Here is a 23572-nt window from a genome sequence, read left to right as displayed (position 1 = left end):
TCACGAAAATCGATCTAAATCCGTCGCGATAACTGTCCGCGACTTTCTGAAATCACTGTCCCGTACTTACTGAAATCGATGTCCGCGACTTACTGAAATGCCTGTCCGCGACATACTGAAACCCGCAGTCCGGTCGAATGCTGGCGCGGCACTAGACCCAGCCAGGCTGCAACGTCTCGGGCTTTGGAAAAGCGTGCGGGGTCGCCGACTGCGGAAAGGATGGCAGTTGCACCTAGAGGGCCGATGCCAGGTATCGTCATAAGACGCCTTGCACGCTAGTCGGTATCGGCGATCTTCTCAATCTCGTCCGAGACCTGCCGGATCCGTGCTTCAAGCCGACGAAAATCATCCTGCAGATCTCGTAGAACAGATCGCGCCATAGGCGTCAGATCATTGTCGAGGTCATCCATAACCCTGCAAATGTCGATCTTGAATACGCCAGCTCCCTGCCGCATCGCCACACCGTGTTCGAGGCAATAGGCGCGCATTTGGCAAATCAGGTTCGTCCGGGCCGATACCAGTCGGCTGCGAACTCGATGCAGCATCTGCAGGTCTACCTGATCCGCTTGCTTGACGCCGACAAAACGCATCGTTGGCCGTGTTGCGGCCTCGGCGATTGCGGCGGCATCGATGATGTCATTCTTGTTCGACTTCACATAGGGCTTCACGAACTGGGCGGGAATAATGCGTACAGAGTGTCCCATCGCTTGCAGTTTACGTGCAAGCCATTGTGATCCGGGGCAAGCTTCCATTCCCACCAGCGTCCGGGAAGCTCGCTCGAAGAATTGGAGCAGTGTCTCGCGCCGAAACTTCACACGCTGAACGATTGCCCCTGTTGGGTCGAGACCGACAACGTGAAACAGGTTCTTCCCTATATCTACTCCAAAAACAGCGCATTCACGCGGTTGATTGCGTTCCATCACTGAGGCCCTCCTATTGCCTGTATCCACTATGCTCTCGGGAGGCAGGGCGGACCATCCCATTAGCTCTGAGGCCCGTCCGGCAGCGCAAGCTGATCGAGGGGATGCTGGTGGATTGGGGCATCTCAATCCGACGGGCCTGCAAGGTCCTGAGGTTCGACACGTCGACCTACCATTACAAATCCCGTCGCACCGGACAGGCCCCGCTAGAACGACGCATCAAGGAGATCTGCGAGACGCGCGTGCGGTACGGCTATCGGCGTGTCCATGTCCACCTGCTGCGCGATGGATGGAAGATCAACATGAAGAAGACACGGAGGATTTACAGCGAGTTAGGTCTTCAGCTGCGCAACAAGCATCCGAAGCGTCGGGTGAAGGCCAAGCTTCGGGACGATCGCCAGGAAGCTGTCGGCCCGAACGATGTTTGGGCGATGGACTTCGTTCACGACCAGCTTGCGACCGGCAAGAAGCTGCGCATCCTGACCGTGGTCGATACGCACTCGCGCTACTGCCCGGCCGCCGACGCCCGCTTCACCTATCGAGGCGAAGACGTTGTCCAGACCCTGGAAGGCATCTGCAGGAATACCGGCTATCCGAAGACGATAAGGGTGGATAACGGCAGCGAGTTCATCTCTCGTGATCTCGACCTGTGGGCCTATGCCAACAACGTCACCCTGGACTTCTCGCGGCCAGGTAAACCGACGGACAATGGCTTCATCGAGGCCTTCAACAGCAAGCTGCGGGCGGAGTGCCTGAACGCCCATTGGTTCCTAACCCTTGCGGATTCGCGCGGAAAGTTGGAGACTTGGCGTCGATACTATAACGAGGAACGTCCTCACTCGGCGATCGGATATAACGTCCCGATTGACCTGCATAATCCCGGTGGCACAACCAGCCAGCCATCGTGATCAAAGCCGGAAAACTCCAACTCCCGGCGATCCAAAGTTTGGGCTCAGATTGAAAACCCAAGACTCTCCTGAAAATTGGAGGGACGATGGGTCTCAGGTCAAAGCGTCTTGCCCGGCCATAAATCTACGAAAGTGCTCACGGGATAGCTTCCGCCGGAACTTCACCTCCCCGGAAAGCAAAGCTCCATGAACCTGGAAAACGTTCTTCGCCAGATCAATCCCAATCATCGTGTCGTATGTCATCCTGCCATCCTTCCACCGGTTGAATTTAACCCGACCATCCTCTGATAGAACATGCCGGAGGGGTAGAGCGGCAACCACGCCATCTATTCAGTTGCTTGCTGGCCGCCGCCTGATAGCGACGATACTCCGTTGATCCGGAAATGATCACCCGGCGCACCCAATCGAGGATCTCCTCGCGTTTGGTGAAAGGCAGACTGCTGAAGTCATCCGGAAGATGCAACGAGATCCTGCGCCGCTCAGCAGGGCTGATCTCACCGAGATCGCGACCGTAAAGAGAGCGCGCCTGATGTGGCCGTTTTGCTTTAAAATATCCCTCCGAAAGTCGATAGCGCCGCTCGATGCGGCGGAAGATGTCGAAACTCGCAACAGATCAGGGTATGCGATCACCCTGGATCCAGGATAGCAGCGTCTTGTGGTCGAAGGTCTCGTTCAGATGAACGACGGCGCGGTAGAGCTGCCAATATGTGTCGCCGAGCCGCCGCATATGGTAGGCCAGCGCGTCCTGAAAGCTCGCCGGATCCTTTGTCGCCTCAAATAATGGTTCCGGGTATGGGCTAATCGGCTTCGGTGCGGGTCCAGGCTGTGTCGGCGCAGCACGGACAAAAAGATCGTCGGCCGCCGCACGTTGCGGCTTTCTTGTTGAGGGGGGGAGGCAGCCTTTTGGGCGACAACAGTTTTGCGCGGGCCAGCTGTCGGCTTTCTTGTTGAGGGGGGGAGGCAGCCTTTTGGGCGACAACAGTTTTGCGCGGGCCAGCTGTCGGCTTTGGTGGCAGTCGTCCTTCGGCTGCCGGTGGAGCATCGAGCCACCGGATGCTTGCATCGAGGCTTGGCCGAAGCTGCTTTTTCAGTTCTGCCGTGAATTCGGCTTCGAGCCCACATGCCTGACCAATCACCGTCCAGTCGATATGGCCATTCAGAAGCGGTGGCGATTTCCGGTAGATGATCAGGCTGATCAGGTAAGGTCGGATATTCTCCAGCACCCGCCGGGATGCGATCGGCGCGATACGCAACTCGCGGAATTCGGAGATCTTTCGCTGAAAATGACGTGATGAAAGGTCGTTTTTGGTCATGCTCATTCCGTTTCTCTTGGCGCCAATGCCGAGGGCGAGCGGAAATATGAGGTGAGGTTTAACAAAATATGTTCAGGCTAGGTTGATAACCTTTCGATCGCTGCTGCTTGGATCGAGAGCTACAGATGCGGTGTTGAGCGATAGACGGACTTGCAATAACTCATATATGGCAATAATGGTGAGCTATAGAAAGGCTGGCTATAGCTCATGAAATGGAACTGGCTGCATGCCGAATGGCCAAATTTCAGGTATGATGCAGCAAGCGTGATACCGTTGGAACAGAAATTCCTGCGGACCGCCGGCGAGGTTATTGGTGCCGTCCGGCATTTCAATGAGGATGACAGCAATCAACTTCGCATTGAATTGCTGAGCGACGAAGCGGTCAAGACCTCAGAGATCGAGGGGGAGTTTCTGGATCGCGCAAGTGTTCAATCCTCGCTCCGCCGGCAGTTCGGCCTCAACACTGACGATAGACAGATCCGCCCCCAAGAACGCGGGATCGCGGAGATGATGGCAGATGTCTATCGAAACTGGCATAAGCCGTTGGATCGTGAAGAATTGTTTCATTGGCATTCGATGCTGATGGCGGGAAATCGATACATTGAGACGATTGGTGATTACCGCAAGCATGAAGACGCGATGCAGATCGTGTCAGGTCGATTGGATAAGCCCACAATCCATTTCGAGGCTCCCCCTTCTCGCCAGGTTAAAACTGAGATGGAGACCTTCATCAAATGGTTCAATCGATCCGGGCCGGATGGCCAAACACCGCTTCAAGCTCTAACGCGTGCAGCAGTGGGTCATCTTTATTTTGAAAGCATTCATCCATTTGAGGATGGTAATGGTCGAATTGGGCGCACGCTTGCTGAGAAATCCCTGGCGCAGAACATTGGGCAACCAAGCCTCATTTCACTCTCCTTCATGATTGAGAAGAACCGGAAGGCCTACTATTGCGAGCTTGAGCGCCACCAGCGCACGCTTGATATCACCGATTGGATCTTTTTCTTTTCGGAGACGATACTGGATGCTCAACGGGCAACGCTTGAGCGCATAGATTTCTTCATTCAGAAAGCAAAATTCTACGACCGGTTTCGAGCCAAACTGAACGAGCGGCAAGAAAAGGTGATCGCGCGCATCTTCAAGGAAGGCACAGCGGGCTTCAAGTGCGGCCTAAGTGCAGAAAACTACATCTCGATCACAAACACATCCCGCGCGACAGCGACACGCGACCTCCAGCAACTCGTGGAGATCGGTGCGCTCACGCGTACCGGTGAACGTCGACATACACGCTACTCGCTGTCATTGCTGAGATAAATTGATGCCTGTTAATGAACTTCATCAAAGCCATTATCTAGGTGAACGGCTGTTCGATTCCTCTCAAGAGCTTAACCAAATAGTTATCGCTGACTGGCGCCTACGTGACGCCACCGGCAAAACGGTCGAAGAGATCGACACTTCCCATCTGGCCACCTTTCAGCATCAGGCTTATCCCGTCTCGCCTCGGATCGTCGCTGCGGCCGATCGAAAGCGCGACACCTGGCGAAAGCTGACCGCCATAGGCGAGGCCCCAAAGATTCAGGCTTTGAGCCATATGGCTAGACGTATCGCCTCCGGCGGCAATCAGGCGTCTGACCGGGACTTCGCTCAACAGTCGATCCGCAAACCGGCCGACCGTATGAGCCAGCCGCGTATCTGCGCTGGAAATCGAGGCCGGGTCCTGCGGCGCAGTGGACAGAAGAACATTGCGCTCGTCCCTGAGTGCAGAGGCGATCCGCGCAGCCATATTTTCCCGATAGCTCTCTTCCTCGACGAGCCTGCCGGCATCGGCACTGATGCGAACGAAGGATGTCGCAGCCTCTACCTGTCGGCGCGTCAACGGTGACAACGAGCCCGCGATGGCAAGCACCGGCCCGGCAGTGCTCGGCTTTGGTTCGTTAACCGGCGATGATCTTTCGCCGTAAATAGCTTCTGCCACGCTACTTGCCCCGACAACCAGCAGCGAACCTTGTCGCGCCCGATGTTTCAGTTCAGTTCCGATCACGTCGAGATGCGCCTGCGTGAGGGCATCGAAAAGAATGTTCAGTTCTTCACTGGCGAGGCGCCGGCCATTTTCCAGTATGGTCCAATCGACAAGTCCGACCGGGTCGGCCCCGAGCGACTGCAGGTGACGTCTGAGATCCGCTTCCGCCATCGGCGTTGAAGGATGCCGGCTCATGGTCGGATGGCGGTCGAGCCGATGGACGGCTGCCTCCGGTCCGATCGAGGCAAAGAGATTGCCGAATGCGCAATAGCGGCCAAGCGACGGCTGCCCGCCAAGGATGACGACCTGCGGTTGATCGACGAACCTGCGCAGGACGTCCATTGCCGTTGCGATATTGCCGACATGCCTGGCGCTGTCGAAGGTCGAGCAGGTTTTGTAGTGCAGCACCTTTATGCCCGACTGCGCGAAGAATTGCCCAACAGGGCAGAGTTCGTTTTCCATGGCGCTTGGCGTCATGGCGCGCGCCGAACCGGCTATGCCGATGGCGTCGAGTGTGCCTGCCATCGCGAGATGCCGGGATAAAGGGACGCCAAGGAAAAGGAATGCCTTCGCGCCTCGGCTGAAAAGCGTCGCAAGCGTATCCGTGGCGCCGGTGAAGTCGTCACCATACCAGCCGTAGAAGGGAGCTTTGATATCGACACTCATGCGGCCTTACCGAAAAACTCCAGAGCCCTGCGGAGTGGCTCCGAGGTGTCGGCGGCGTCCTCCAGCGTCTTACCATTCTTCATCGCGTGAAAGGCTGCGCGGATACTTTCGATGCCCGCAGCGGGGCCGCTTGGGTGCCCCATAATGCCGCCGCCCGCCATGAACAGGAAGTCGTCGCCGCCGGCCGCCTTCCATGTGACAGGAACCGTGCCTGCCCATTGGCCCGACGAAAATGCGGGAAGCACCCGGTCGTCGGATTGGTCGTCGAGAGCGGTCAAGCACATGGCCGTGCTTTCGATGACCTCGCTGTTTTCCTGCGCAAATTTGCCGTCGAGGCCATGCACGTGCATGTGGTCGACGCCTGCCAGACGCCAGAGGACCTGATAGGCACCGAAGCCGATGCCGAGAACATCGCAGCGCGACAAGGCGCCGAAACCGTTGCGATGACCGTGCAGGGCCAGATCGGTCGAACGCCGAAGCGTCTCGACTGCGGAAAAGCCACACCAGTTGAGGTTGGCCATCACGCAGGTGCCGCCTTCGCTTGCGACCAGATCGGCATGGCGGCGCATGGCGTCCGTTTCGTCGGTGATGTTGAAGGCGATCATGACGCGCCGCCCGAGCCTGTCCTCGGCGCGCTTGACGGCAGCCATGACGGCCGGAATGCGTTTAGCCAACGGGGCATGGATCGGATTGGCGGAAATCTCGTCGTCCTTGATGAAATCGACGCCTGCATCGCAGAGCCGCCCGACCAGCTTCGCCGTATCTTCCGGGGTCAATCCCACATTCGGCTTGATGATCGAACCGATCATCGGTCCTTCGGCAACGCCCGTCAGCCTGCGCGTGCCGGCAATCCCTTGTTTCGGCAAGGAGTACAGGCGGCGCCAGGACGCAGGCAGAGTTATGTTCTCCAGGCGAAGGCCTGTGACCTCGCCGAGATCGTAGAGATTGCCGGCGACCGTTGAGGCAAGGGCTGCAAGATTGATGCCGATATTGTCGATCGGAAAACGGATCTTGACGGTCGCACGATGCGACCTGTCGGTGACGCCTCGGCGGACAAGCCATGCGCTCGGCAGTGTCGGGTGGTCGATCTCCCCCAGGTCGACCACCCCGAGCACCTCCGCACGCGCGCGGGCGCGCAGATCGTCCGTCTCTCCTTCGACGCGAATGAACGTGCCGGAGGATTGTTCCCCGGCCATGATTTCCGCCACTTTCTCGAGAGGAAGTGGCGTCTCTATCAGGTAATCCGCTGTGAAATGCGTATCCGTCACGGTAGCCTCAGATCTTCGAGAGGTCGGGGAAGGGGCGAACCGGAGTACTGCCGTCCCACTCTTCCGACGCCTTACGTATCGCGTCGAACATTCGCCCTTTCGGACCTGCGACTTCCGAGAGTTCGATCACGGTGCCAGGATGGTAATGCGTATCGAAATAGACGAAGCGGCCGTTCTCACCGACTTCGCCTTCCATCACGACCTTGTAGCCTTGCTTGGTCAGCCGATCGAGGTCTGCATCGAACGCGTCGGTCCAGTAGGCGACATGTTGCAGGCCGCGATGGCCTGCGTCGCGAAAATCCTTGTACATCGAAGGCACGTCATTGCGGGTCTGGATCAGTTCGACCTGCAACTCGCCTGAATTGGCCAGCGCCACGGAATTATGCGGCTCGTAGCTTTGACCGCGATAGCGGTAGTTCACGATCGGAACCCGCTCTTTGTAGAAAAACGGACCGACGCCCAGTGTATCGCTCCAGTATTGCATCGCCGCTTCGATATCGTCCACGACATAACCCGCCTGGCGGATCTTTCCAAAAAAACGGCTCATCTGATGTCTTGCTCGTCATTCTGATTGAAATTGATGGGGCGGCAGGTGTTTGCCCGCCGCCATATATCTCAGGGTCAGGCGAGGGAGCCGACGACGCTTTCGAGCGCGCCCCAGGCTTCGTCGCCGAATTCCTTGCTCCACTTGGAATAGAAACCGCCTGTCTTCAGCTTGGCGCGGAATGTCTCCGTCTCGACCTTGTTGAACGTCATGCCGGCCTTCTCGAGATCTGCCTGCACGCCCGCATTGAGCGCGGCTATATCCTGGCGCTGTTGCAGTCCTGCTTCGTTGATCGCGCGCGCCACGATCGTCTTGACGTCATCCTTCAGATCGGACCACTGCCGGCCATTGGCGATGAACCAGTAGCCATCCCAGATATGGTTGGAGAGCGCGCAGTTCTGCTGCACTTCATAGAGTTTCGCGACCTGGATGATCGGCAGCGGGTTCTCCTGGGCATCGACCACCTTTGTCTGCAGGGCAGAATAGACTTCGCTGAACTGCAGGCTGGTTGGCGACGCGCCGAGCGCGGAGAACATGTCGACCGAAAGCGGGCTTACCGGTACACGGATCTTCAGGCCCTGCATGCCGTCTGCATTGGTGATCGCATTGCCGCTGGTGGTCGTCTGGCGGAAACCGTTGTCCCACATGGTTTCCAGCGCATAGAGGCGCGAGCCCTCGATCTTGCTGCGCACGAGCTTGCCGACAGGCCCGTCCATCGCCTTCCATACCTGTGCATAATCCTTGAAGGCGAAGCCGACGGCATTGAGAGCCGCGGTCGGCACAAGCGTCGCGATGACGAGCGATGAAGGGGTGAAAAAGGTCAGCGCGCCGCCGCGAACCTGCGACAGCATGTCGGTGTCGCCGCCAAGCTGGTTTGCCGGAAAGATCAGCATTTCCACCTTGCCGTCGGTTTCTTTTGCGATCCGGTCGGCTGCTTCCTTGGCGCGGATGTTGAGCGGGTGACTGAGTGGCAGATTGTTGCCGTAGCGGAGCTGGATCTCAGCTGCTCTGGCAAAGCGCGGAATTGAAAAAGCGGCGCCCGCTGCGGGTGCGGCAGCCAGCCCCTTGAGGAGCGTGCGGCGGCTCAATGTCGTTTTCATCTGTTCCCTCCCTTGTAAAAAAGTCTCTTCCCATTGACAAAAATCAATCATATGAATGATGAAGTCAAATGTGAAATCTGATGTAATTTGATGTGTTGAGATGTTGTTAGAAGCGACTGAACAGTCTGAAATCAGCCGGCGTCCGACTATTGTCGATGTTGCCCAGCATGCCGGCGTGTCGACGGCGACCGTCGACCGTGTGCTGAACGGGCGCCAGGGTGTCCGTGCGCCAACGGTGCAGCGCGTGATGCGATCGGCCGCGCAACTAGGGTATGTCGAAGGCGATCTCCTGGGGGAGGCGGGGGCGGCCGCAACGGCAAATATCTCGTTCCTGCTTCCCGCCGGCACCAACCGTTATCTCACCCATCTCGGCAAGCTGGTTGTCGAGCAGACCCCGCTCTTCCAAAAGAACGGCATCAAGCCGACAGTCGAATACATCAAGAGCTTCAGCCCGGATGCGCTGGCCGCTGCAATGTTGAGGCATGGAAAATCTGCCAATGGCATCGCCTTCATGGCGCTCGAACATCCGACAGTGCGCGAAGCGGTCAATCGTCTAGCGGAAAAGGGCGTGCCGACGGTAACGCTGATCTCCGACATCGCCAATGCCCAACGCTCGATGTATCTCGGCCTCGACAATCGGTCGATCGGGCGGCTGGCCGGATATCTGATTGCACGTTTCGTTGGCAATACGCCGGCCAAAGTCGCGATGATTGCCGGGAGCCTGAGCTACAGGGCCCATGAGGAGCGCGAGATGGGCTTTCTCCATGTTCTGCAGGAAAGCCATCCGAATATCGAGGTCGTCGGCATCCGGGAGGGACATGACGACGAGGCGCTCAATTATCGACAGATGCGGATGTTGCTGAGCCAGCATCCGGATCTTGCCGGCATCTACAATATCGGCGGCGGTGCGAGCGGTGTCGGCAAGGCAATTAAGGATGCGCGGCGTGAGCAATCCCTCGTCTTCATCGGCCACGGCCTGACGCCGGATACGCGCGCATTTCTGATCGACGGCACCATGGATGCAGTGATTACCCAGAACCCGGGCGAGACGATCAATCGTGCGATCCGGGTCTTCAACAACCTGCGAGAAGGCAGGCCTGCCGAAGAGGATATCGACCCGCTGCGCAGCGAGGTGATCTTCCGGGAAAACCTGCCGTGAAGGCGCACTAGACCCGGAGCGCCACTTCACCCGGAGGAGGGGGGTAGGCGATCCGGTTGCCATTGAGGAGGAGAGAGATGGTGATGAGTTCCGAAGTGATGGACGACCTGCCGGCGATGGAGCTTCAGCAGTCGATGCCGGGCTCGCGTTGGATGCGGCCGGTCGAGATTATCTGTGCGGCTCTGCTGACTTTCATCGTCGCGATCCTGCTGGTTGGCGTAACTGCACGCTATGTGTTCTCCTCGCCGATCACTTGGGTGGATGAAAGCGCATCCTTCGCGTTTCTCTGGTTTGCCATGCTCGGTGCCGCGATCGCCATCGACCGGCATGAACACTTGCGTCTGACGGTCTTTCTGCATCTCCTCGATGAAAGGAAACAGGCGTTTGTTGCGACTGTCGGCCTGCTTCTCACCGCCGTTTTCCTTGGCAGCCTGCTTTATCCTGCGTTCGATTACGCGATGGAGGAAAGCTATGTCACATCCGCGTCTTTGCTGATCCCGATGAGCTATCGTGCATCGGCACTGCCTGTCGGATTGACGCTGATGCTGGCGATCGTCATTCTCCACGGAGTTCGCATCGGGAACGCCCGGATGGTGGTCGGCGCAGCGGTTCTCGTTGGAGCTGCCGGGGGCGCGCTTTTTGCGCTCGAGCCGGTGTTCGCCTATTTCGGCAACTGGAATATCGTCATCTTCCTCGTCTTCGGCGTGGGCCTGTTATTGGCCATGGGCGTGCCGATCGCTTTCTGTTTCGGTCTCGGTGCGCTGTCCTTCCTGACTTTTACCACTTCCATGCCGACCTTCGTCATCATCGGGCGCATGGATGAGGGCATGTCCAGCATCATCCTTCTTTCTGTTCCGATCTTTGTCCTGCTTGGTTGCGTGCTGGATGCGACCGGCATGGGCAAGGCGATCGTTGAAGTGCTTGCCTCATTGCTCGGCCATGTGAAGGCGGGCATGTCCTATGTCCTGCTCGGCTCAATGTTTCTCGTCTCGGGCATTTCCGGATCCAAGGTCTCCGACATGGCGACGGTCGCGCCGGCGCTGTTTCCGGAGATGAAGCGGCGCGGCCACAAGCCGCCGGAAATGATCGCTCTGCTGGCAACCGGCGCCGCGATGGCGGAAACGGTTCCTCCCTCAATCGTATTGATCGTGCTCGGTTCGACAGCAGGTGTCTCGATTGCCGGCCTGTTCACCTCCGGCTTTGCGATCGCCATGGTTCTGTTGCTGGTGCTGGCCGTTCTCGCCCGATGGAAGTCAAGGCATGAATCGATGGAAGGCGTCAGGCGAGCCTCAGTCAAAACGGTCTGGAAGGCGGTCGTCATAGCGGCGCCAGCACTGCTTTTGCCGTTCCTCATCCGTAGTGCTGTCGGCGGTGGCGTGGCAACCGCCACGGAAGTCTCAACCATTGCTGTGCTATATGCACTGATTATCGGCGCGACACTTTACGGTGGCATCAGTCTCAAGAAACTCTACGGCATGCTGGTCGAGACTGCGGCCCTGTCCGGTGCAATCCTGATCATCCTCGGTTGCGCCTCGGCGATGGCGTGGGCGCTCACCCAGACGGGCTTTGCCTTCAAGCTGGCGCAGGCGGTTACGGATCTTCCCGGCGGCTGGCTCACATTCATGGGCGTGACCGTTCTAATCTTTATGGTGCTCGGCTGCGTGCTGGAAGGTCTTCCGGCAATCGTGCTGATGGCACCGATCATGTTCCCAATCGCGAAAACCCTTGGCATCAACGACGTACACTACTCCATGGTTGTCGTCACTGCGATGAATATCGGTTTGATTGCCCCGCCGATCGGCATCGGCTTCTATATCGCCTGCAAAATCGGGGGCGTTGCGCCGGATGAGGCGATGAAGGCAATCTGGCCTTATATCGGCGCGCTGCTCATTGGCCTCTTCCTGATCGCGGTATTCCCGATCTTGTCTACAGCATTCCTTTAGCTCAGCAGGCAAACGTGGAGCTGGAGAAGGTTTTCGATTTCAAAACCGTTGGAAGGCACTATCTTCAAGACCTGAGATTGCGGTGAAGGGCTTGGCTATTTTCAATGGTGAACCTTTAAGCATTGGTTGCGCGTGATCAAACTGTTGAGAAGATAGGTATATCCTAGTCATGAATGATGGGCAGCGGTGCCGATCCCATCAAGACCAATGGGACACGTTTATAAACCGTCCTCATATTTGGATCTGCAGCTATGCCTTTTTCGATGAAAGATGGTCATTCGATAGGGCTGGATGGACTTAGAAGTCGTGATACTTTCCTAAGCGAAGCTGACCAAACCGCATAACCCGCTGCATTCATATGAACCAGATCGGGCAGGTAGTATCGGAACATCGGCAGACCGTTCTCGCCGATCAAGCCGGTACCCACTTCAATCCAGTAGGTGTCATCGCGGCTGTCGCACCAGTCGCTTGCCAGCCGGTTGAGCAGATCGAATTCGTGCCGGTAAATCCAGCGCGCCGGGCTGTGCTTGATCGACAGGACAAAAACCTCGGATTGCGGCATGGCCTGCGAAATGCGCTCTCTCAGACCCTTTAGATGACCAAGCGTCGTATGGGCGGTGAGGCCATCACTGGCGATATCATTTTCACCGAAATAGATCGCTATCCTGCCTGGCCTCAGCGGGGTCAAAAGCTGATCCATGTAGTGGATGCCTGAAAGAAATGTGCCTCCTCCGAAACCCAGGTTGACGACGTCCAGCGACCCCAGATCTTCGGTGATCGAGCTCCAGATGCGGAAGGAGGACGAACCATAAAAGGCTATCGGATTTGCGGGAAGGCCAACGCGCTCGAGTCGTGCCAGAACCGTGATAATATCGTTTTCGTGACGGGCTGTGCCGATACTGGCGGGAAAATCGTACATATCTACCCTCGAACATATGGTTGAAAGCGTTGCGCCAGCGAGCTTCCGGCTCGCTGCGCCGGGTCTATGAAAGCGAATGGCGCATTACATCGAGCGCACCACGGATCAGGACGTCATCGGCACCCAGCGCGATCTTGAGGTCGAATATGGTCGCCGCAATCACGTATAGGTCGTTCAAGCCGTCATTCCCGACAATGGTGGCCTCGTCACCTTCCAAATACCAGCCAGCCTCGCGCGCCTGCCTGAACTCCTGGCCGATCAGCATGCCATGGACATACGACCGCAACTGATCCGCCCTAAGCTTTCCCGCCAGTCCACCGGTCCGTGCCGAGAACAGCAGGGAAAGCATTGCCGCGGAGCTTTTCGCTTCTTCAAGACCCCGGAGATAGGCTTCTGGATCATTCACCGGTGGCTGGGTTGCGCCGCGGGCGATGAAGGAATTGTTCAGGAGCAGCGAAAAGATCTCACCGGTCACAAAGGTTTGAAAGCTGTCTATGCGGCCGGCTTTCACCTTGGCCCACTTGCTGTGGGTCCCGGGGATTATGATTGTTGCGTCTTCAGCCAGTCCGTGGCCGGCGACCTGGATCTCCTCACCGCGCATGACGTCGGGGAAGGGCCGGCGTGAGGCATCCGTCAGGCCCGGCAGAAACACAAGCTCAGATCCGTTAGACAAGGATTTCCGCAAGCTGCCCGCGGCAAGCTCAGCCGGACCTGCAGGGCAGGCCACATAGGGAACTTCGATCCAGCCGTTGCGGCTGGTGATCATCCCAAGCGCTGCAACGGGCAAAGCTCCGTGGATGGAAAACCATGGGGCAAGCGTCGTCATCAACACCGCTTCATGGTCGCCCTTTTTGAGGCTCGATATGCCTTGCGGCGTCTCGATATTCTCCACCTCGTTGCCGCTCTCGTCCACCAGCGTTGCCCGCAAGGACGTGGTTCCCCAGTCGACAATGATCGCCGCTGTTTCTGTTGCCATGTCGTGAGCCTCCTCCGCTCATTTCATCTGGGGGCTTGTCATAGGGCGCAAGCATATGTAGTGTCAATTAGTGAATTCATGGTTTCATATTGTGATACTTCATTGGGAGGTGAAGAGATGGCAACTGGTCTGAAGGGCATCTTGCCTGTTCTGCCGACGCCCTTTTTGGCGGATGGCGGTGTTGATGAGGCGGGAATGTCGCGACTGGTGCGGTTCGCCCTCGATCAGGGTGTGGATGGTGTCGTATTCCCTGGTTTCGCCAGTGAGGTGGAAAATCTTACGTCAGAAGAGCGTGCCAAGCTTTTGAAGATCGTTGTTGCCAGCGTGGCGGGTCGGGTGCCTGTGGTTGCCGGTGCAAGCGCTGCCGATTGGCGCGACGTGGTGGAGCATGGCCGGATCGCGACAGATATCGGTATTCGTCATCTGATGGTACAGCCGCCGAAGTCGGTAGGCACCGATGCAGCGGCCCTGATCGAATTTCTTGGCAAGGTGGTCGAGGCTCTGCCGGAGGTGGAGATCATCCTCCAAAATGCGCCGGCCCCTCGCGGTTCAGATCTGTCGCCGCAAGCGATCGTCGAGATCATTCGCGCCTTGCCGCGTGTTGCCTATGTGAAGGAAGAGACCTTGCCGGCCGGGCCGGCGATCAGCCACATCATTGCCCATGCGCCAGAAAGCCTGAAGGGCGTCATCGGTGGTGGCGGTGCGCGTTATATTCTTGATGAATATGCGCGTGGTGCGACCGCCGCAATGCCTGCTCTCGAGATCGCCGGCGAACATGTGGCGATTGACCGGGCGCTTGTCGACGGCAAGCGCGATGAGGCTCGCCAGATTTATGTTCGCACCCTGCCGCTTCTCGTCCTGCAGGCGGTTTATCGCATGCGGTTGACCAAGCACGTTCTGGCGCGTCGAGGGGTGATCGAAGGCGTCGGTGTACGCGCCCCTACACCGGATCTCGACGCTGCGGCGATTGCTGACATCGATGCAAACCTGGTTGAACTCGGCCTTCTGGCTCCGGAGGCTGCATGAACAGCCCCATCGCAACCATTGAGGTTTTTACTCTCACCCAGCCGCGCAAGGTGCCCTATCTCGGCGCATTGCGGGATGGAGAGGTGGTTAATCCTAACGGTTACATTGTCCGCAAGGGTAACCGCACGGTCTATCCCACCTTCGACCGAAGCGTACTCGTCCGTATGACGACGCGGGCGGGTTTGGTTGGCTGGGGTGAAACCTACGGCATCGTCGCGCCCGGTGCGGTTGCCGCTCTCATCAACGATCTTCTTGCCGGTTTCGTTATCGGTCGTGATGCGTCGGATCCATCCGCTATCTACGACGATCTCTACGACATGATGCGGGTGCGCGGTTACACCGGCGGCTTTTATGTTGATGCGCTGGCAGCCCTCGATATCGCGCTGTGGGATATTGCCGGCCAGGAAGCGGGAAAATCGGTTCGCGATCTGCTCGGCGGGGGCGTCGATAGCTTTCCGGCCTATGTCTCCGGCTTGCCGGAGAAGACGCTCCAGGCCCGCGGAGAACTGGCAAGATATTGGCAGGATCGAGGTTTCAATGCCTTCAAATTCGCAACGCCTGTGGCGGATGACGGCCCAGCTGCGGAAATGGAAAACCTGCGCAAGGTTCTCGGACCCGAGGCGAAGATTGCCGCCGACATGCATTGGAACCAGACGCCGGAGCGGGCGCTTGAGTTGATCGCCGAGATGGCGCCGTACGATCCGTGGTTTGCCGAGGCGCCGGTCTGGACCGAGGATATTGCCGGGCTCGAACAGGTTTCAAAGGGCATCGATATTCCGATCGCAGTCGGCGAAGAATGGCGTACCCATTGGGACATGCGTGCTCGTATCGAGCGTTGCCGTATCGCGATCGTGCAGCCGGAAATGGGGCATAAGGGCATCACCAATTTCATCCGAATCGGTGGACTTGCCGCTAAGCACGGTATCGACGTCATCCCGCATGCCACGGTGGGCGCCGGTATATTTTTGGCCGCGAGCCTGCAGGCGTCCTCAACACTGCCAACGCTCAAGGGGCACGAATTCCAGCATTCGATCTTCGAGCCGAACCGTCGTCTTCTTTCCGGCGAGATGGATTGCCGCGAAGGTCTTTATCATCTGCCATCCGGGCCAGGGCTCGGGGTGAAGCCTTCGGAGGTGGCGCTTAGTCTGCTTGAACGTATCTGAATTGGTTCTTTGGAGGAGGAAGCCATGAACAAGAGAGTGAAAAGATTGGCGCTCGGCGCCGCGACTGCAGCTTTGGTGACGATGGGCAGCTTTGCCCCGGCTATGGCCGATACGGTATTGAAATTCATCTCCTGGCAGACTGACGACGCCGGAACCGGCGAATGGTGGCATTCGGCCATCGCCGAGTTCGAGAAGCAGCATCCGGGCGTGAAGATTGAGTTCACCAAGGCCGAGCGCAGTTCATATGCGGATACGATGACAACGTTGTTCGCCGCCAACCAGCCGCCGCAGATTGTCCATCTCGCCTCGTTCGAATTCCAGATGTTTGCTGACAGTGGCTGGCTGGAGCCGCTCGATCCCTGGCTGAGGAAGGACGGCATCGACATGACCGGCTGGGCCGGCCAGAAGACGTGTGAATGGAACGGTGAAACCGTCTGTATCATGACGAACTACTTCGGTTTCGTCATGGCCTATAACAAGAAGATCTTCGATGAAGCCGGCATTGCCGTGCCGAAGACCTATGACGAATTCCTGGCCGCGGCAAAGGCGACCACCAAGGATCTTAACGGCGACGGCATCATCGACCAGTTCGGCACGGGCCATGAGACGAAAGGGGGGCCGGGCCAGTATCTCACCGAGATGCTGAACTACATCATCGACGCGGGCGCCTATTGGACCGACAAGGAAGGCAATATCACCATCGATACGCCTGAAATGGTCGAGGGTCTGACGCGCTGGAAGACCGTCATGAAAAGTGGCGTCAGCCCGGTCGACATGAGCGCCAGTGACGTGCGCAAGCTGTTTGCCGATGGCAAGATGGCCATGCGTCTGGACGGACCATGGCTTTACGGTACGACTGAAAAAGGCTCGGCCAAGAGCGATATCGTTTATGTCGCGCCGCCGCTCACGCCACCGCTTGGTGGATCGTCGAATGTGCTGGCCATGCCGTCCGATATTCCCGATGACCAGAAGCAGCTTGTCTGGGATTTCATTAAGCTGACGATGACGGCGGAATTCCAGCGTAGCTATGCGACGATGGGTGGAAATACGCCACCAAGCCCGAAGGCGGATGTTTCTGGCGTGGAGAAGACCATTCCGCATTTCCCGGTACTGCTCGCCACAATGAAGGCGGCCTCCGAAAAGGGGATCGACCGCGTGCCGATCGGTCTTGAGCTCTATTACAACGAGTTCAGCAAGATGATCATGGAGGAGAGCCAGCGGATGATCATCCAGGATCTCGATCCAGCGGCTGTCGCCAAGACCATGCAGGCCAAGGCCGAAAGCATCAAGGGCTGACCCGCTATAGGGCATGGCTCGCGTTGCGGGCCATGGGCAACTCAAAGCATTCGGAGGAGACCATCCATGACCGATACCGTTCAGGCGGGGAGGCGCAAGTTCTTTGACCTTGCGCGTCCCAGCCGGCAGCACCTTCTCGGCTATATCCTGATCGCTCCGGCGGTGCTGATGGTCGCCGCCATCATCGTTTGGCCGTTGATCCTGGCGATAGATCTGTCCTTTCAACAGGTCAAGATCCCGAGGCTCGGCGGCGCCAGCCGGCCGTTCTCGGTGAGCAACTATGTCTGGCTGTTCTCCTCACAGGAGTTCTGGCTGGCCTGCTGGGTGACGCTCAAACTCGTGATCGTCGTGACGGCGGGTAGTGTTGCTGTCGGCTTGAGCACGGCGCTTCTCGTCAACAACCGTTTTGAGGGCCGCACGGTTGCCCGGCTTGGCATGGCGCTGCCCTGGGCTGTGCCGGAAATCATCGCGGTCGTCATCTTTGCATGGATGTTCGACACGTCGTTCGGTCTGTTCGGCTGGCTGGCGATAAAGCTCGGTTTCACCGGTCAGATGATCCCATGGGTGAGCAGTTCGACGGCTGCTTTCTGGGCTGTTGCAATCACCATGGTTTGGAAGGGTTTCCCGTTCGTCTCGATCATGTGCCTTGCGGGCTTGCAGTCCATCCCATCCGACTACTACGCCGCCGCCAAAGTGGACGGTGCAAGCAGCTTTCAGCGGTTCCGCTGGATCACCATGCCGCTTTTGATGCCGGTTCTGGGCGTCACGCTGGTGCTGACGCTTCTGTGGGTGTTCCGTGACTTTTCCATCATCAAGGTGCTGACCGGCGGCGGTCCGCTGCGCTCGACGCAGACGCTGTCGATCATGACCTACGATCAGGCGTTCCAGTATCACAATTTCGGCCGTGCCGCCGCTGTCGGTGTCCTGACGTTGGTCATCTGCATTATCGCCAGTCTGCTGATGCTCGGCCGACGTTCGAAGTCGATTTATTGAGGAGGCCTTGATGAGACGCACACTGGCACAAAGCCTCGCACTTTATGCTACAGTGATCTTCACGCTGGTGATGATCCTCTTCCCTGTCTACTGGCTGTTGGTCACGGCTCTGTCCACCACCGATGAACTTTACCGCCTGCCACCGACTTTCTGGCCGGATGATCCACAATGGGATGTATTCGCTCGCGTCTGGGCGGCAAAGCCGATCCTGCTCTGGCTGTGGAATTCGATGCTGGCGGCGGTCGGTTCCGTGGCGCTGTCCATGCTGGTTTCGGTCAGTGCCGGTTATGCGTTGTCGCGTTATTCGATGCGCGGCGGTGCAACGATGGGGCTTTTCGTCCTTACAGCCAAAATGCTGCCCGCTACGCTCCTGGTCATCCCCTTGTTCTCGATCTTTTCAAGTTTCGGTTTGATCGGAAGCCTTTGGACGCTGGTACTCGCACATTCGACGATGATCATTCCCTTCGCGACATGGATGCTGAAAGGGTATTTCGACACGATCCCGAAAGAGCTTGAACAGGCGGCCATGGTCGATGGCTGCTCGCCCATCGGCGCCATGGTGCGTGTCGTCCTGCCGATCGCAACCCCGGGCTTGGCCGCCACGGCACTTTATGCCTTCGTGCTCAGCTGGGCCGATTACGCCTATGCGCGGACCTTCCTGGTCAATTCGCCAGACAACTGGACGGCCAATCTCGGCATCACCACGATGCAGGGCGAATATGTCACCTACTGGAACGACATCGCCGCCGCATCGGTATTCATCGCTTTGCCGATCATCGCAATCTACCTGTTCCTTGAACGTTATTTGGTCGGCGGCCTTACCGCTGGCGCGGAGAAATAAGCATGGCCAATATTTCCATTCGCAATGTCAGCAAGTCCTATGGCGCGCTGAACGTGCTCAGACCCTTTTCACTGGAAATCGAAAATGGAGAGTTTGTCGTGCTGGTCGGTCCCTCCGGCTGCGGCAAGTCGACCATGCTGAAGATCCTGGCGGGTCTTGAGCCTGCCACCGAAGGCCAGATCTTCATCGGCGACCGCGAAGTGACGGATCTTGCGCCCGGTGATCGCGATATCGCCATGGTGTTTCAGAACTACGCGCTTTATCCGCATCTGACGGTGCGCCAGAATATTGGTTTTGGCCTTAAAATGCGGGGCACCGACAAGACCGAGATCGACCGGCGTGTCGATGATGCGGCGCGTATCCTGGAAGTAACCCCCTATCTCGACCGAAAACCCAAGGATTTGTCGGGCGGTCAGCGCCAGCGCGTGGCACTGGGGCGCGCCATCGTGCGCCAGCCGCAGGCGTTTCTGATGGACGAGCCGTTGTCTAATCTCGACGCGAAACTGCGTGTGCACATGCGGGCCGAAATCGGCGCTCTGCACAAGCGTATCGGCGTCACGACCGTCTACGTGACGCATGATCAGGTCGAGGCGATGACGATGGCCGACCGCGTCGTCATCATGCAGGGCGGTATCATCCAGCAGATTGCCGCACCTGACGAGTTGTTCAATAACCCGGCCAATCTGTTTGTTGCTGGCTTCATCGGCTCGCCGGGTATGAACTTTCTGAACTCGGAACTGCGCGATGGCAAGCTCACCGCTTTCGGTCAGCAGATCTCGCTAAAGCGAGCCACCAGCGCTCAGGGGCCGGTGGTGGTGGGGCTTAGACCGGAACATCTCGTTCTGGGTGATGCCCCTGTGACCTTCGGCGTAAGGCCGACGCTGGTCGAAAGCCTGGGGTCTGAAAAATATGTCTATTTCGATGCCGAGGGCGCCCGGATCGCGGATGGCGAAGAAGGAAAGTCCAAGGGGTTGATCGCGCGCGTTTCGCATACGGGAAGCTTGCCGCGGAACCAAGAGATCAGGCTGGGTTTTGATCCCGCTCAGCTCTACCTTTTCGATGCAAAGACCGGTGAACGGCTATGATCCTTGTTACGGGATCGTCCGGGCGTGTCGGCCGCGCCGTTGTTGCTGCCTTGCGCGCCAAGGGCCGGAGAGTCCGCGGTTTCGATTTGCGTCCGTCAGGAGTGGATGGAAACGAGGTTATTGGTTCGCTTGAGGATGCGGCCAAGCTGGTAGAGGCTGTTCACGGCGTCACCGATATCCTTCATCTCGGCGCGTTCATGTCCTGGGCGCCGGCGGACCGTGATCTTATGTTTTCGGTGAATGTCGAAGGTACGCGCCGTTTGCTGGATGCAGCCTCGGCTGCAGGTGTGCGTCGTTTCGTGTTTGCCTCTTCCGGCGAGATCTATCCCGAAAACCGCCCGGAATTCCTGCCGGTAACCGAAGACCATCCACTCAAGCCCAATTCACCCTATGGACTGAACAAACTGCTCGGCGAAGAGATGGTGCGCTTTCACCAGCGGACCGGCTCGATCGAAACGGTAGTCCTCCGCTTCTCGCACACGCAGGACGCATCCGAATTGCTGGACGAAGACAGTTTTTTCTCCGGTCCACGCTTCTTCCTGCGCCCCCGCATTCGCCAGCAGGAGAGTTTCGGAAACACGGCGGTGGCCGATCTTCTCAGATCGAAGGATATCGGTACGCCTGCACATGTTCTGGCACGCAACCAGAACGGCCGGCCGTTTTGCATGCATATAACCGATACCCGCGACATGGTGAGCGGCATCCTTCTTGCCCTCGATCATCCTGATGCCGCGGGCGGCATTTTCAACCTGGGCGGAAATGAACCGACAGACTTTTCCGAACTTTTGCCGCGCATGGCGGCGCTCACCGATTTGCCTGTCGTTGCAGTCGATTTTCCCGGCGACGGCGTTTATTACCATACCTCGAACGAGCAGATCAGAAACACGTTGGGGTTTGAGGCGGAATGGACGATCGACCGGATGTTGGAAGAGGCCGCCGTAGCAAGGCAACGACGCCTCGCCGGGGAGACGAGGCAATGAAACCTGAGACACCGGGTGGCACAGCAGCACTGGCAAAAGGCCTTACCCTTCTGGACATGGTTGCCGATGCGCCCGAGCCTTTACGTTTTGCCGAACTGCTGCGCGCGTCCGGCCTGCCAAAACCCACATTCGCCCGTATCCTGCGCACTTTGATCGCCTATGGGCTCGTGCGCCAGGATGAAGCCCGCGGCACCTATGTCCTTGGCCAGCGGTTTCTCGAAATGTCCCACAAGGTTTGGGAGAGTTTCGATCTGGTTTCCGCTGCCACGCCTGAGCTCGAACGGCTGGCGGCCGAGCTGGGCGAGACGGTCGCATTGTGCCGGCTGGATGGCGACATGACACAATATCTTGCGGAACGCTCGCCCAACGGACTGTCAGTCCGGGTTGAAGTCGGCCGCCGCGTGCCTTTGCATTGTACCGCTCCCGGCAAGGCTCTTCTCGCATTCCAGGATCCCGCGGTGGGACGGTCGCTTATGGAGCGCCTGGCGCTGGACCGGCAGACACCGCAGACAATTACCACTCTCGAAGGATTGCAAGCCGATCTGACCCTGACGCGGGCGCGGGGTTATTCGATTTCCTATGAGGAGCATCTGCTAAGTGTGAATTCCGTCGCGGCTCCAGTGATGGGACGCGACAACACACCGATCGGCGTGCTGGTGGCGCTCGGCCCTTCATCGCGTCTGGAAGCGTCCAATATTCATCCTGTCGGTCGAGAGCTGATTGCCGCTGCACGCCGTATCACAGGCGCAGCAGGTGCCGTTGCCATCAGCTCACGACCCCGGCCGCGCTCGGCGACCGGGAAACCGACTGCCGAACTGAGCTGCATCCTGCCCTGGGGAGCTCAGTTGGGTGAAAGCCCTGTCTGGCACGAGGCGGAAAATGCACTTTATTGGGTTGATATCCTTCACCCCGCCGTTCATCGTTTCAATCCGGCAACGGGGCGCAACGATACCTGCGAAACGGGCAAGCTTGTCAGTGCTGTTATTCCGGTCTCGAAGGAGCGCCTGCTGGTCGCATCTCAGGACGGGCTGGAATGGCTTGATTTTGCTTCCGGCCGCCTTGCACCTTTTGTCAGCCCGGAGGCCGACATTGCCGATAACCGCCTGAACGACGCAAAATGCGGGCCGGATGGTGCGATCTGGGTCGGTTCGATGCGTATCGATGCCTCCAAGCAGACCGGTGCGCTTTATCGCGTCGATGAGGCCGGTGCGTTTGAACGCAAGGAAGGTGGCATCATCGTCTCCAATGGCCTTGGCTGGAGCCCGGATGGCGGCACTTTCTATTTCGTCGATACAGTGCCGGGTCTGATCCACGCCTACGATTTCAATCCCGCGACCGGCACGCTTTCAGCGCGTCGGGAGTTTGCCCGCATTCCGGTCGCCGATGGTCGACCCGATGGTCTTGCCGTTGATGCGGAAGGCGGTGTCTGGTGCGCGATCTGGGATGGCTGGTGCGTGCGCCGTTACCTTCCCAACGGGAAGCTGGATCAGGTGATCGAAATGCCGGTGCCGCGGCCTTCGAGCATCGCATTTGGCGGACCGGACCTTTCCACGCTGTTCATCACCAGCGCGCGCACACGCTTGCCGGCCTCGACATTGGCCGATGCGCCGCTATCCGGTGGCCTGTTCTCCTGTCGCCCCGGTGTTGCCGGGGCGCGCATCTCATTGTTTGGGGGAAATGATGAATCTTGAAACTGTCTTTGGTTTGAAGGGGCGCACGGCGCTTGTCACCGGCTCCAGCCGCGGCATTGGCGCGGCCATCGCGGAAGGGTTGGCGGCTGCAGGAGCACATGTCATCCTCCATGGCACCAAAGCCGGCGGAGCGGCTGCCGTTCACCAGCGGATTGTCGAAAATGGGGGCACGGCGCAGGAACTGGCGTGCGACCTGTCGGTACCTGGTGCCGGTCGCGATCTGATCGGGCAGGCCGAGGCCATCGCTCCCGTTGATATCCTGGTTATCAATGCCAGCGCCCAGATCAACGCAACTTTGCTGGACCTCAAGCCGGAGGATTTCGCCTTTCAGGTGGCGGTGAATCTCGGTGCGACCGTAGACATGTTGCAGGCGGCACTGCCGCTTATGGCTGCGCGCAAATGGGGAAGGGTGGTCTCCATCGGTTCGATCAACCAGCTGCGCCCAAAAGGTGTCGTCACCGCGTATGCGGCAACGAAAGCGGCGCAACACAACCTCATCCAGAGCCAGGCGCGTGATTATGCCAAGGACAATGTCCTGCTCAACACGCTTGCTCCGGGCTTGATCGATACCGACCGAAATGCCCATCGACGTGACGAGGATCCGGAAGGCTGGGCGGAATATGCCCGCACGCTAAACTGGATGGGACGCGCTGGTCAGCCTGAAGAAATGGTTGGCGTGGCGATCTTCCTCTCATCATCGGCCTGCAGTTTCATGACCGGCGAGACCGTTTTCCTGACGGGCGGTTATTGATGGGTCTGCC

At 58.3% G+C, this 23572-nt stretch carries 18 protein-coding genes and 4 pseudogenes; 13 read left to right on the top strand and 9 right to left on the bottom strand.

Translation table 11 applies throughout. From position 1 onward, the window contains the following. Positions 1–128: 128 nt before the first annotated feature. Positions 129–920: pseudogene (locus JNB91_RS17305) on the bottom strand (IS110 family RNA-guided transposase); the annotation flags it as partial. Between the two features lie 65 nt (positions 921–985). On the opposite strand from JNB91_RS17305, the pseudogene JNB91_RS17300 reads away from it, so the two are divergent. Continuing rightward, a pseudogene (locus tag JNB91_RS17300) lies at positions 986–1828 on the top strand (IS3 family transposase); the annotation flags it as partial. 138 nt (positions 1829–1966) lie between these two features. On the opposite strand, the pseudogene JNB91_RS30780 reads toward JNB91_RS17300, so the two are convergent. Beyond that, positions 1967–2071, bottom strand: a pseudogene (locus tag JNB91_RS30780) (IS110 family RNA-guided transposase); the annotation flags it as partial. Positions 2072–2162: 91 nt separating this feature from the next. Continuing rightward, a pseudogene (locus tag JNB91_RS17295) lies at positions 2163–3147 on the bottom strand (hypothetical protein); the annotation flags it as partial. A gap of 201 nt (positions 3148–3348) precedes the next feature. Between JNB91_RS17295 and JNB91_RS17290 the strand changes: the two are divergent. Then, the gene (locus tag JNB91_RS17290) at positions 3349–4455 is read left to right on the top strand and encodes a Fic family protein (protein WP_220326751.1); all 1107 of its coding nucleotides are present in this window, start codon (positions 3349–3351) and stop codon (positions 4453–4455) included. Between the two features lie 100 nt (positions 4456–4555). On the opposite strand, the gene JNB91_RS17285 is transcribed toward JNB91_RS17290, so the two are convergent. From JNB91_RS17285 to JNB91_RS17270, 4 genes are all read right to left on the bottom strand, one after another. Next, positions 4556–5827: a four-carbon acid sugar kinase family protein gene (locus tag JNB91_RS17285; protein ID WP_220326750.1), complete on the bottom strand. Its 1272-nt coding sequence runs from the start codon at positions 5825–5827 to the stop codon at positions 4556–4558. After that, positions 5824–7095: a ribulose-bisphosphate carboxylase large subunit family protein gene (locus tag JNB91_RS17280; protein WP_220326749.1), complete on the bottom strand. Its 1272-nt coding sequence runs from the start codon at positions 7093–7095 to the stop codon at positions 5824–5826. Before JNB91_RS17280 ends, JNB91_RS17285 begins: the two co-directional genes overlap by 4 nt. A 7-nt stretch (positions 7096–7102) precedes the next feature. Continuing rightward, positions 7103–7642 (bottom strand): VOC family protein, encoded by a 540-nt coding sequence (locus JNB91_RS17275; protein ID WP_220326748.1) that lies wholly within the window; start codon positions 7640–7642, stop codon positions 7103–7105. Positions 7643–7716: 74 nt separating this feature from the next. Beyond that, on the bottom strand, positions 7717–8739 hold the full coding sequence (locus JNB91_RS17270) for a TRAP transporter substrate-binding protein (protein WP_220326747.1): 1023 nt from the start codon (positions 8737–8739) through the stop codon (positions 7717–7719). 100 nt (positions 8740–8839) lie between these two features. On the opposite strand from JNB91_RS17270, the gene JNB91_RS17265 reads away from it, so the two are divergent. Then, positions 8840–9898, top strand: coding sequence for a LacI family DNA-binding transcriptional regulator (locus JNB91_RS17265; RefSeq protein ID WP_220326746.1), 1059 nt, complete (start codon positions 8840–8842; stop codon positions 9896–9898). Between the two features lie 77 nt (positions 9899–9975). Continuing rightward, positions 9976–11841, top strand: a complete 1866-nt coding sequence (locus tag JNB91_RS17260; RefSeq protein WP_220326745.1) for a TRAP transporter large permease — start codon at positions 9976–9978, stop codon at positions 11839–11841. Positions 11842–12115: 274 nt separating this feature from the next. Here JNB91_RS17260 and JNB91_RS17255 read toward each other — a convergent pair whose 3' ends face one another. Together JNB91_RS17255 and JNB91_RS17250 are read right to left on the bottom strand one after the other, a co-directional pair. After that, positions 12116–12760, bottom strand: coding sequence for a GDSL-type esterase/lipase family protein (locus tag JNB91_RS17255; RefSeq protein WP_220326744.1), 645 nt, complete (start codon positions 12758–12760; stop codon positions 12116–12118). 64 nt (positions 12761–12824) lie between these two features. Next, positions 12825–13736, bottom strand: a complete 912-nt coding sequence (locus JNB91_RS17250) for a 2-dehydro-3-deoxygalactonokinase (RefSeq protein WP_220326743.1) — start codon at positions 13734–13736, stop codon at positions 12825–12827. Between the two features lie 117 nt (positions 13737–13853). Here JNB91_RS17250 and JNB91_RS17245 point away from each other — a divergent pair, with 117 nt between their 5' ends. The 9 genes from JNB91_RS17245 (at position 13854) to JNB91_RS17205 (ending at position 23562) form a co-directional block, all read left to right on the top strand. After that, a complete protein-coding gene (locus JNB91_RS17245; RefSeq protein ID WP_220326742.1) occupies positions 13854–14762 on the top strand; it encodes a dihydrodipicolinate synthase family protein in 909 nt (302 codons plus the stop codon). Beyond that, positions 14759–15925 (top strand): mandelate racemase/muconate lactonizing enzyme family protein, encoded by a 1167-nt coding sequence (locus JNB91_RS17240; protein ID WP_220326741.1) that lies wholly within the window; start codon positions 14759–14761, stop codon positions 15923–15925. Before JNB91_RS17245 ends, JNB91_RS17240 begins: the two co-directional genes overlap by 4 nt. 24 nt (positions 15926–15949) lie before the next feature. After that, positions 15950–17221: an ABC transporter substrate-binding protein gene (locus tag JNB91_RS17235; protein WP_220326740.1), complete on the top strand. Its 1272-nt coding sequence runs from the start codon at positions 15950–15952 to the stop codon at positions 17219–17221. 66 nt (positions 17222–17287) lie between these two features. Beyond that, complete coding sequence (locus JNB91_RS17230) at positions 17288–18214, top strand: carbohydrate ABC transporter permease (RefSeq protein WP_220326739.1); 927 nt, start codon at positions 17288–17290, stop codon at positions 18212–18214. A gap of 10 nt (positions 18215–18224) precedes the next feature. Continuing rightward, positions 18225–19055 (top strand): carbohydrate ABC transporter permease, encoded by an 831-nt coding sequence (locus JNB91_RS17225; RefSeq protein WP_220326738.1) that lies wholly within the window; start codon positions 18225–18227, stop codon positions 19053–19055. A 2-nt stretch (positions 19056–19057) separates the two neighbouring features. Then, positions 19058–20140, top strand: a complete 1083-nt coding sequence (locus JNB91_RS17220) for an ABC transporter ATP-binding protein (protein ID WP_220326737.1) — start codon at positions 19058–19060, stop codon at positions 20138–20140. Further along, complete coding sequence (locus JNB91_RS17215) at positions 20137–21120, top strand: NAD-dependent epimerase/dehydratase family protein (protein ID WP_220326736.1); 984 nt, start codon at positions 20137–20139, stop codon at positions 21118–21120. The genes JNB91_RS17220 and JNB91_RS17215 overlap by 4 nt, the downstream gene beginning before the upstream one ends. Further along, positions 21117–22811 (top strand): SMP-30/gluconolactonase/LRE family protein, encoded by a 1695-nt coding sequence (locus tag JNB91_RS17210; RefSeq protein WP_220326735.1) that lies wholly within the window; start codon positions 21117–21119, stop codon positions 22809–22811. Before JNB91_RS17215 ends, JNB91_RS17210 begins: the two co-directional genes overlap by 4 nt. Then, complete coding sequence (locus JNB91_RS17205) at positions 22801–23562, top strand: SDR family NAD(P)-dependent oxidoreductase (protein ID WP_220326734.1); 762 nt, start codon at positions 22801–22803, stop codon at positions 23560–23562. The genes JNB91_RS17210 and JNB91_RS17205 overlap by 11 nt, the downstream gene beginning before the upstream one ends. Positions 23563–23572: the final 10 nt, after the last annotated feature.

The organism is Aliirhizobium wenxiniae (assembly GCF_019511445.1).
Lineage (GTDB): Bacteria > Pseudomonadota > Alphaproteobacteria > Rhizobiales > Rhizobiaceae > Neorhizobium > Neorhizobium wenxiniae_A.
Note: the sequence above shows the minus strand (reverse complement) of the source record. Positions and strands in the feature narration are given on the sequence as shown.

Bases quoted from the DNA above. Each gene is read 5' to 3' on its own strand.
- JNB91_RS17275 (WP_220326748.1), bottom strand. From the start codon at position 7,642: ATGAGCCGTTTTTTTGGAAAGATCCGCCAGGCGGGTTATGTCGTGGAC.
- JNB91_RS17260 (WP_220326745.1), top strand. From the start codon at position 9,976: ATGGTGATGAGTTCCGAAGTGATGGACGACCTGCCGGCGATGGAGCTT.
- JNB91_RS17265 (WP_220326746.1), top strand. From the start codon at position 8,840: ATGTTGTTAGAAGCGACTGAACAGTCTGAAATCAGCCGGCGTCCGACT.
- JNB91_RS17210 (WP_220326735.1), top strand. From the start codon at position 21,117: ATGAAACCTGAGACACCGGGTGGCACAGCAGCACTGGCAAAAGGCCTT.
- JNB91_RS17255 (WP_220326744.1), bottom strand. From the start codon at position 12,760: ATGTACGATTTTCCCGCCAGTATCGGCACAGCCCGTCACGAAAACGAT.
- JNB91_RS17270 (WP_220326747.1), bottom strand. From the start codon at position 8,739: ATGAAAACGACATTGAGCCGCCGCACGCTCCTCAAGGGGCTGGCTGCC.
- JNB91_RS17225 (WP_220326738.1), top strand. From the start codon at position 18,225: ATGAGACGCACACTGGCACAAAGCCTCGCACTTTATGCTACAGTGATC.
- JNB91_RS17290 (WP_220326751.1), top strand. From the start codon at position 3,349: ATGAAATGGAACTGGCTGCATGCCGAATGGCCAAATTTCAGGTATGAT.
- JNB91_RS17230 (WP_220326739.1), top strand. From the start codon at position 17,288: ATGACCGATACCGTTCAGGCGGGGAGGCGCAAGTTCTTTGACCTTGCG.
- JNB91_RS17240 (WP_220326741.1), top strand. From the start codon at position 14,759: ATGAACAGCCCCATCGCAACCATTGAGGTTTTTACTCTCACCCAGCCG.
- JNB91_RS17285 (WP_220326750.1), bottom strand. From the start codon at position 5,827: ATGAGTGTCGATATCAAAGCTCCCTTCTACGGCTGGTATGGTGACGAC.
- JNB91_RS17205 (WP_220326734.1), top strand. From the start codon at position 22,801: ATGAATCTTGAAACTGTCTTTGGTTTGAAGGGGCGCACGGCGCTTGTC.
- JNB91_RS17235 (WP_220326740.1), top strand. From the start codon at position 15,950: ATGAACAAGAGAGTGAAAAGATTGGCGCTCGGCGCCGCGACTGCAGCT.
- JNB91_RS17250 (WP_220326743.1), bottom strand. From the start codon at position 13,736: ATGGCAACAGAAACAGCGGCGATCATTGTCGACTGGGGAACCACGTCC.
- JNB91_RS17215 (WP_220326736.1), top strand. From the start codon at position 20,137: ATGATCCTTGTTACGGGATCGTCCGGGCGTGTCGGCCGCGCCGTTGTT.
- JNB91_RS17245 (WP_220326742.1), top strand. From the start codon at position 13,854: ATGGCAACTGGTCTGAAGGGCATCTTGCCTGTTCTGCCGACGCCCTTT.
- JNB91_RS17220 (WP_220326737.1), top strand. From the start codon at position 19,058: ATGGCCAATATTTCCATTCGCAATGTCAGCAAGTCCTATGGCGCGCTG.